The sequence below is a fragment of the Acinetobacter harbinensis genome, from assembly GCF_000816495.1.
GTDB classification, from domain to species: Bacteria; Pseudomonadota; Gammaproteobacteria; order Pseudomonadales; family Moraxellaceae; genus Acinetobacter; species Acinetobacter harbinensis.
The window spans coordinates 1,744,011-1,750,052 of the sequence record NZ_JXBK01000001.1 but is presented as its reverse complement, the minus strand read 5'-3'; the positions used below and the strand labels follow the sequence as shown (position 1 = coordinate 1,750,052).

Sequence of the window (6,042 nt, the reverse complement as noted above, 5' to 3'; positions counted from 1 at the left end):
GCTCGGCTTGCCATGATTCAAGCCTTTGCAGAATTTATGGATAGCGGTAGCCAAAGTGCTACCGTTATTTTTTATGAGGGCGTGCAGCCTGCAAGCCCTGCAATTCCAGCAGATTCAAATAATGCTCTGGTCACTTTGGTATTTCCTGAGCCATGTATTAAAGAAACCGCGCCAACTTATGTTGAATTACACCCAACTGACACAGGCTCGGTTATTAAGACTGGCACAGCTACATGGGCGAGAATCTTCAATGGTGCGGGTGAAGTGGTGGTTGATTTAACGGTTGGTATAGACATTTCACTTACCAATCCAAATATTGTGCTTGGCGGTTCGTTCCAAATTAACTCTTTTAAAATTAGACCATGATAGGTGATATATGGGTGGTAATCGCATTGAATTTGCACAGTTCGGTCATTTTGACTCGTTTGATATTATCCGCTCTGCAACCAGTATGATTGGTGTTGCTGAGGTGGATTTACCCACACCTATCGCCACTGGTCTAAAAAGCATGTACTACGTGGATAGTGATGTGGTGAGGGGGAATACTTACTATTATGTTGTTCGTGTTTGGCGAAGTGCATCCAGTTTTATAAGCAGCGAGCTAGTTGTAATTGCAGATAAAGATGACCATTGGAGTTTAGTGACTTCATTACTTCATTTTAATGGGGTGAATAATTTAAACATTTTTGCAGATAAAAAAGGCTTCAACTGGACGGCAGTTGGAAATGCAAAAATATTAATCAATGACCATGCGTTTGGTGGGACAAGCGGCTATTTTGATGGTGTTGGTGACTATATTTATGGTCCGCAAAGTTTGATGCAATTTGGCATAGGTGATTTCACTGTAGAAGGCTTTTTTACCATTGAAAGCCATCAACCTAGCGCAGCCGCTGACATTACATTAGTCGGTTATGGACTCAGCCCGTCCAACGGTCTTGTGTTTATGCTATCAAAAACAGACGGCACACCTGGGTTTTGGGATGGTGTATCGTTTTTCAGCACATCAGTTCCTTTAAGCACTAATGTGAGGCGACATATCGCATACGAACGTCACAACTCAACTCTCACTTGTTACATAGAAGGTGTTGGATACATCCTATCTCCCTCCTACACGAAAGTCGTAAATGCTAATAGTGTGGTGCGAGCAGGTGGTGCGTATTATGGGGGCAACGAATCCTATTTTAAGGGTTATATGGATGAGCTACGCATAACTTCCCATGCTCGTTACAGAGGAAATTTTACACCCCCTAATAAACAATTTATGGATTGGTAGGTAAGCATGGGTGATAATTTCGAGCATAATAAACCGTATTCGCTCACAGCAACATATCAAGCTACGACTGAGTCATCCGAATTAACTGCACCTTACGACCTACATGTTTTATATGACCCTGATTACGCAGCAAATGCGATAGATTTTAAAATAGATGCTGATTTTCAGTTTGAATTGGTTGCAGCATTTACTGAAGGCTCAACTATTTTTGCAGCAATTGATATAAAACTAGATTCAGAGTTGCAGTTTCAACTAGAAGCTGTTTTTTCATCTAATCCATGCACCATTGATACTGTCTTAGACACTGGGTTCTCATTTGAAGTTAAAGCGCTATTCGATATCAATCATCTGGTTGGCGTGTCTTATGGCTTTGACATGCGATATAAGAAATCCATCGCAGCCCTGAGTACCACAGAAATACCATGGGCCAAGCCTATAGTAAGAGTCTCAAATGAGGCTCTTTTTTATGAGCAAGGTTTGGTGATTTCAAATCAAGCGGATCTGCGACATGAGCAGGCCGGATCATTAAATCGTACGGTTAGGTCGCTACACGAGCAGGCAACCGGTTTAAGTTCTGACGCGTATTTGATCTGGGAAGAAGGCGATAAGCGCTTTATTCAACAACGTTACTTGCATGATGAAACGATCAAGCTACGTCATAACCGAGAAACAGTCTGGCAGGAAATGATCCGCCGGCGCAAGACTTTTACTTATTCGCATGAAGTCGCTCATGTTTTTGAAAAGCGATTTACGTTTGAGTGGGATAAGGGCCTTGAGTTAATCACAACCAGCAATATCGCTTGGGATAAAGCCAAAGCGATTCATTACCGCAAGCATCCGATTCAACCTTGGCCAAAGCCTGAAATTTCTGAATATGTTGGCTCAACCGATCTGAATTTCGTTTGTCTTTGCCATGACGTAGATTCACACAATGTCATTTTAAATTTTGGTGCAGATGACTGCATCCCCGGATTGCCTGCTAAAAACTGGTGGTACATTTTGAATAGTTTGGAAGTGACACGCCTAGATACTGGGCAAAAAATCATTGTGATGGATGGTAACTACAATACTGACCGAAGCCGGTGGTGCTGGTCCTATGGTTTGACAGTGCCAGCCAGTGAAATCAACAAGCTTGAGCCGATCACCGGTCAGCCGGTTATCTTAAAAATTATGGTGAATGGCAACGAGCATCACATGCTTTTAGAGAGTCGAAATCGCTCTCGTCGTTTTGCTCAGGACACCTATACACTGACCGGTCGAAGCCAATCCGCTTTACTTGATGCACCATCGTCACCAACACGGTCGTTTTTACAAGAGAATGAGCGTACTTCTGTGCAGCTAGCACAAGCTGAATTGGATCGAGTGAATAGTAATGCTCAATTGGATTGGAAATTAATTGATGAGCTAGGTTGGATTCTTCCCATTAACAGCTTGAGCTATTCAAATTTCACCCCGATTGCTGCAATTAAGTTAATTGTAGAGAGTGCAGGAGGCTTTATTTATAGTGAAAAAAATGGCAATACACTGTCTATTAGGCCGCTATATAAAAAGACTTTTTGGGATCCAATCGTTATTGCAGACTATGACCAATTGGTGCCAATCAGCTTAGTCAAAGACCAATCCACTGATTATGAAATTTACCCAGATTATAACGGTATAACGCTAAGTAATGATCGTTCAGGATTAACTGGCCAAGTGAAGCGAACCGGAACGAGTGCCGACACATTACTTGAAACAGTAAATGATTCACTGTTTACGGTTGAAAGCATGGGCGCATTTGGTAAAGCAAAATTAGCCAAAGCCGGCATGGTTGAAAAGCACAGTTTGAATATGCCAATTAGTGCTGAAGTTGGCGAGTGTGTACCTGGTGAACTTATCGCTTTTAATGCTGAATGGTGGGGCATTGTTGATAGTGTGAGCGTGTCATTTAATCATGCTACCGTGAATCAGACGATTAAGGTCGAACGAGTGAACAGAGATGAGTAATGCGCTAAAAAGATTGCTTGATTTACTGCCTAAGGCACCGGAATTTGTCGGCGAGATTACCTCTGCAGATCATCCAAAGTATAAGGTCTTGGTGGTCGATGGTACTGGATTGGTAATGTGTACTAGTAGCACTAAATACGCAGTGGGCACACGAGTATTCGTGTCTAATCAGGAAATAAAACGAGTAGCGCCTTCGGGCGCTGTTGTTCAAATAGAAATTTAAATCTTAACTACTATACATGCACCTTCGGGTGCTTTTTTATTGCCAAAAATTGGGGGCACTATGTCTGAAAACGAGTCATATGGACTCAGATTAGAGAAGAAAATCGACAACATGCAAAGCGATATTCATACGCTATCAAACCATGTTTCACGATTAACTTTTATTAATGAGTCACAGCAAAACTCAGGTGAACAAAATCGAAAAGACATTGATGCGATTGATGTCCGAGTATCAAATTTAGAAACAAAGGCATCAATTCAAGAAGGCGGTATTTCTGTCATTAAGATCATTTTAGGTCTCTTTGCCGGCAGTATTATTTCTGCATGCATTTGGATTGGGCAATCAATTATTCAAAGCAATCAAGATCAATCACTCATGAAAGAAAAAGTCACTCGACTGGAGGAATCATTTAGATGAAATTAATTGAAGACTGGAAACAGGCTTGGAAGCTAAAATCAATACAAGTGGGTGCAATGAGCGCCTTTTTTTACGCCTTGATTTTATTCTCAGAGCAGTTCGTAAATATCTGGAATGTGATTCCGCAAGACCTCAAAAACTATATTCCAGCTCAGTGGCAAGAATATATGGGTATGTTCGTTGGTGTGGCCATTGTACTTGCTCGACTTAAAAAGCAACCTGAGCTGCATACACCAGAATTAAGCGGCATCAATAGTCTTTTATCTGTTCCGATCAAAACCAATGATTTGGCGTGGATGATTGAAGCCAAAAAGCATATTGGTTTAAAAGAAGTATCAGGCAAAGCGCACAATCCAACCATTCTAAATTGGCTCAAATCATTAGGCGCGTGGTGGTCGGAAGATGAGACAGCATGGTGTGGGGCCTTTATTGCTCACTGCCTAAAGGTGGCAGGGGTAAAATATCCGAAACATTGGTATCGTGCGCTTGATTACGTGAACTACGGATCTAAACTGACAAAGCCGGCTTATGGTTGTGTTGCCATCAAAACGCGTCAAGGTGGTGGCCATGTCTGCTTTGTCGTGGGTCGTGATGAAAAGACACGTAAACTGGTCTGTATCGGTGGCAATCAATCGAATATGGTTTGTTATGCATTGTACGCTGAGTCAGAGTTCCAAGAATTCCGTTGGTATGGCATCACCGATAGACCGGCAGATAAGCGTTACAATTTACCACTTATGACTGGTGTGACTGCGACGAAGGTGAGTGAAGCGTAATTGAAAGCCCTTGGATTAATCTGAGGGCTAATTTTTCAATTATTGCTAATTCAGCAATCTGTCAACCAAGATTTATTGCTGAAATCAAAGTTTGTCAACCAAATTGCAGAAGTGAAAATGTAGACTGATTTGTAGACTGTTGAATTACTTTTGTAGACTGTTGATGCTTGCGAGTGCGAAGTGTTGTTAATTTACATTATATTTAATAACAGTCACTTACTATTATTTATAGTTAATTAGACTGAGTATAAAATAATATTCTTAGAACTGGCGCTTCTAATGATTTAAAAGATACAATTTTGGTTATCCTAATATTGTGTTGATACTCTAGAGATAGATAGACTGCGGAGGCATCCAAGGCCGAAGCAGTCTAATTAGAGGTAAAGCAGTGCTGATTTCTAATCTAATTTATGTTTAAGCTTAACCATCTAAATTTAGCTAAATTATAAAAGCGATCATTTTGCTCTAATTTCTAATATGCAAAGAATTTATTCAGTGCTCGCGTCAGAGGTGTGCTCTTGCTGATTTTGATATTCTAATGCAGCCTCCTGAGCTTCAGCCGCAGCTGTGGCTTCTAATGGAGCAGACTCAACTGCAGCAACAGCAATGCTTGTTATAGAGCTAGTAAGACTAAAAATTAGAACTGTTAAAAAGCTTTTCATAGTGAGTTCCTATTTTCTATCTTTAATTTTTAAGTATAGAATCTAAAAACAAATAGTGAAGTATTGGCTATGTCTTTAATATGTAAGATATTTAGTGTTTTGAATGAGTATTGCATCGCTTTACGTAACATTAATTATCTATTGAAATTTTTTATGAATGTTATTGAAAGTTAATTTCTTATTTTTTAAATTAGCTTTTTACTCAACTGAGTAAATGAGTGAGCATAACTGACTTGGCTTGTAGAATGGCTGTATTGATCAATTTTTTATATTAGGCTGAATGCATGCTTGTAGAGGGGAAAGAGCAGCAGGGCGTATGTTCATTCAGCAGTATCTCTAAAATTTAAACAATAAAAAAGCGAGAATAAAATCTCGCTCTTTCATTTAAAACCACCTCACCTATAATGAGTGTAGTCTTTTAAATTATAGTGCTACGATGTTTACAGCATTTGGGCCTTTTTGACCTTGAGTGATGCTGAATTCAACTTGCTGACCTTCAGTTAAAGTTTTGAAGCCAGAGTTAGCGATTTCGCTGAAATGAGCAAAAACGTCAGGACCGTTTTCTTGTTGAATAAAACCGAAACCTTTAGTTTCGTTGAACCACTTAACAGTACCTTTAACAGTATTAGACATAATACAATCCTTTAAACTTTGATGTTTTTTGACTTTTTAAAAAAGCCGGTATTAACTGGAAAATAAGAATGG

Annotated in this window: 8 protein-coding genes; 6 read left to right on the top strand and 2 right to left on the bottom strand. The window is 39.9% G+C overall.

All coding sequences use genetic code 11. The features are described from left to right. From SE27_RS08125 to SE27_RS08100, 6 genes are all read left to right on the top strand, one after another. Positions 1-366: hypothetical protein (locus SE27_RS08125; protein ID WP_455549978.1), on the top strand; the 366-nt coding region annotated here is incomplete at its 5' end. Between the two features lie 10 nt (positions 367-376). After that, a complete protein-coding gene (locus SE27_RS08120; protein ID WP_039622445.1) occupies positions 377-1,273 on the top strand; it encodes a LamG-like jellyroll fold domain-containing protein in 897 nt (298 codons plus the stop codon). Between the two features lie 6 nt (positions 1,274-1,279). Further along, entirely contained in the window at positions 1,280-3,259 is a 1,980-nt protein-coding gene (locus SE27_RS08115) for a hypothetical protein (protein WP_081406891.1), read from the top strand. Further along, complete coding sequence (locus tag SE27_RS14140) at positions 3,252-3,482, top strand: hypothetical protein (protein WP_039622444.1); 231 nt, start codon at positions 3,252-3,254, stop codon at positions 3,480-3,482. The genes SE27_RS08115 and SE27_RS14140 overlap by 8 nt, the downstream gene beginning before the upstream one ends. Positions 3,483-3,542: 60 nt before the next feature. Continuing rightward, positions 3,543-3,899 (top strand): hypothetical protein, encoded by a 357-nt coding sequence (locus tag SE27_RS08105; protein ID WP_039622442.1) that lies wholly within the window; start codon positions 3,543-3,545, stop codon positions 3,897-3,899. Continuing rightward, positions 3,896-4,675 (top strand): NlpC/P60 family protein, encoded by a 780-nt coding sequence (locus SE27_RS08100; RefSeq protein WP_039622441.1) that lies wholly within the window; start codon positions 3,896-3,898, stop codon positions 4,673-4,675. The genes SE27_RS08105 and SE27_RS08100 overlap by 4 nt, the downstream gene beginning before the upstream one ends. A gap of 488 nt (positions 4,676-5,163) precedes the next feature. Here SE27_RS08100 and SE27_RS13975 read toward each other — a convergent pair whose 3' ends face one another. Then, the gene (locus SE27_RS13975; RefSeq protein WP_171160673.1) at positions 5,164-5,337 is read right to left on the bottom strand and encodes a hypothetical protein; all 174 of its coding nucleotides are present in this window, start codon (positions 5,335-5,337) and stop codon (positions 5,164-5,166) included. Positions 5,338-5,760: 423 nt separating this feature from the next. Next, positions 5,761-5,970 carry a cold-shock protein gene (locus tag SE27_RS08095; protein WP_004648869.1) on the bottom strand — a complete coding sequence of 70 codons (210 nt, stop codon included), beginning with the start codon at positions 5,968-5,970 and terminating at the stop codon, positions 5,761-5,763. Positions 5,971-6,042: the final 72 nt, after the last annotated feature.

Bases quoted from the DNA above. Each gene is read 5' to 3' on its own strand.
- SE27_RS08120 (WP_039622445.1), top strand. From the start codon at position 377: ATGGGTGGTAATCGCATTGAATTTGCACAGTTCGGTCATTTTGACTCG.
- SE27_RS08115 (WP_081406891.1), top strand. From the start codon at position 1,280: ATGGGTGATAATTTCGAGCATAATAAACCGTATTCGCTCACAGCAACA.
- SE27_RS14140 (WP_039622444.1), top strand. From the start codon at position 3,252: ATGAGTAATGCGCTAAAAAGATTGCTTGATTTACTGCCTAAGGCACCG.
- SE27_RS08105 (WP_039622442.1), top strand. From the start codon at position 3,543: ATGTCTGAAAACGAGTCATATGGACTCAGATTAGAGAAGAAAATCGAC.
- SE27_RS08100 (WP_039622441.1), top strand. From the start codon at position 3,896: ATGAAATTAATTGAAGACTGGAAACAGGCTTGGAAGCTAAAATCAATA.
- SE27_RS13975 (WP_171160673.1), bottom strand. From the start codon at position 5,337: ATGAAAAGCTTTTTAACAGTTCTAATTTTTAGTCTTACTAGCTCTATA.
- SE27_RS08095 (WP_004648869.1), bottom strand. From the start codon at position 5,970: ATGTCTAATACTGTTAAAGGTACTGTTAAGTGGTTCAACGAAACTAAA.